The sequence below is a fragment of the Actinomycetospora sp. genome, from assembly GCF_055612215.1.
Map to the genome: position 1 here is coordinate 1 of NZ_JBVPVA010000807.1, position 1,970 is coordinate 1,970.

Sequence of the window (1,970 nt, forward strand, 5' to 3'; positions counted from 1 at the left end):
GCGAGCTGGGGCGGGGAGATCACCCGGCAGGCACTGATCGCGCTGGCCGTGTTCCTCGTGCTGGTCACGGCGTACCTGGCGATCTACTTCGAGCGCCGGATGGCCATCGCGGCGATCATCGCGCTGATCAACGACATCGTCGTCACGGCGGGCGTCTACTCGCTCGTCGGCTTTGAGGTCTCCCCGGCCACCGTGATCGGCCTGCTGACCATCCTCGGGTTCTCGCTGTACGACACCGTGGTCGTGTTCGACAAGGTCCGCGAGAACGTCCGCGGGCTCCAGGGGCTCACCCGGCGCACCTACGCCGAGGCCGCGAACCTCGCGGTCAACCAGACGCTGATGCGCTCGCTGAACACCTCGCTGATCGCCGCGCTCCCGCTGATCGGGCTCTTCGTCGTCGGCGTGATCCTGCTCGGCGTGGGCGTGCTCGGGGACCTCGCCCTGGTCCAGCTCGTCGGGGTGCTCATCGGGGCGGCCTCGTCGGTGCTGCTGGCGACCCCGATCGTCGTCGACCTCGCGATGCGCGACCGGGTCTGGGCCCAGCAGGCGCAGCGCGTGGCGGCCCGGCGGGCCAAGACCGCGCAGCGCGGGGGCGCCCCCACGCGCGGCGGCACGCGCGGCCCCGGGGAGGTCACGACCGGCGAGCCGACCGACGTCCTCGACACCGACGCCGTCGTGGCCGCCGCGGGCGCCGGGCGTGGCGGTCGTGACACCGGTCGGGACGGCGACTCGGGCCCCCGGGCGGGCCGCAGCGGCAGTGCGCCGCGGCCCGGGGCCCGGCCGGCCGGGAAGTCCGGCCGACCGAGCGGGAAGCGCCGGCGGTGAGCCCCGCCGCCGACGCCGCCCAGGACTCCGACCGCGAGCTCGTCGCCGAGCTGCTGCGCGAGGTCCCCGACTTCCCGAAGCCGGGCATCCGCTTCTGGGACCTCACGACGGTGCTGGCCGACGCCCGCGGGCTGGCCGCGACCACCCGCCTGCTGAGCGCCCCGGTGACGGAGCGCCCGGTCGACGTCGTGATCGGGATCGAGGCCCGGGGCTTCCTGCTCGGGGCCGCCGTGGCCCAGGCCCTCGGGCTCGGCCTCGTCCCGGTCCGCAAGCAGGGCAAGCTGCCCGTCGTCGCGGCGTCGCGGTCCTACGACCTCGAGTACGGCTCGGCCACCCTCGAGCTGCCGGTCGGCGTCCTCGCCCCGGGGGCGCGGGCCCTGCTGGTCGACGACGTCCTCGCGACCGGCGGGACGGCCGCGGCCGCCTGCGAGCTGGTCGAGGAGTGCGGGGCCACCGTGGCGTCGCTGGCGGTCGTGCTCGAGCTGCCCGACCTCGACGGTCGCGAACGACTCGCCGGCCGCCCGCTGCACGCGGTGCTGCAGCGCTAGTCACCGCGTAAACGCGACTGGGGGATCGGCCACATCCCGGCCCGCGGATCGCCCTCGGCCACCCGGCGGATGGTTTGCCCAGCTAACGTTGTGGGCGGCGTAGGAGAGGAGGCCGATGACGATCACGTCGACCGGACGTCGTCCGGACACGGATCCCACCGACCGGGCCGCCGCGGCGACCCCGCCTCCCTCGCCGACCGCGCCACCGCCGCGTCCGGACCCGGCGGCTCCCGGCGTCGGGCGCGTGCCGTGGCGGGACCGGCTCCTCGCCTCCGACCCCGGCAACGTCCGGCTCACGCTCGCGACGCGGGCCGCGGTCTCCCTGGCCGTCGCGCTCGGCGTGGCCGCGGCGCTCGCGGGGACGCTCGGGCTGGCGGGCACCGCCGCGATCGTCGTGCTGGTCCTCGGCGCGGTGCTGACGATGATGACGACCTTCACGGCGGCCGACCCGACGACCCGCGGCCGCGCGATCACGCAGCTCTGCCTGCCGGTGGCGATGCTCGCCGGCATCACGCTGAGCACGCTCGTGGACCGCCACCGCGTCCTGTCGCTCTCGCTGTTCGTCGTGGTCATGTTCGTCGTGGTGTGGGGCCGACG

At 75.5% G+C, this 1,970-nt stretch carries 2 protein-coding genes and 1 pseudogene; all 3 read left to right on the forward strand.

Annotation, left to right across the window (positions count from 1 at the left end; translation table 11 throughout):
- On the forward strand, positions 1 to 825 hold an 825-nt coding region (gene secF / locus AC0CYZ_RS22085), incomplete at its 5' end, for a protein translocase subunit SecF (RefSeq protein WP_472219285.1).
- On the forward strand, positions 822 to 1,373 hold the full coding sequence (locus AC0CYZ_RS22090; RefSeq protein WP_472219287.1) for an adenine phosphoribosyltransferase: 552 nt from the start codon (positions 822 to 824) through the stop codon (positions 1,371 to 1,373). The genes secF and AC0CYZ_RS22090, both read left to right, overlap by 4 nt.
- A gap of 115 nt (positions 1,374 to 1,488) precedes the next feature.
- Positions 1,489 to 1,970 (forward strand): annotated as a pseudogene (locus AC0CYZ_RS22095) (hypothetical protein); the annotation flags it as partial.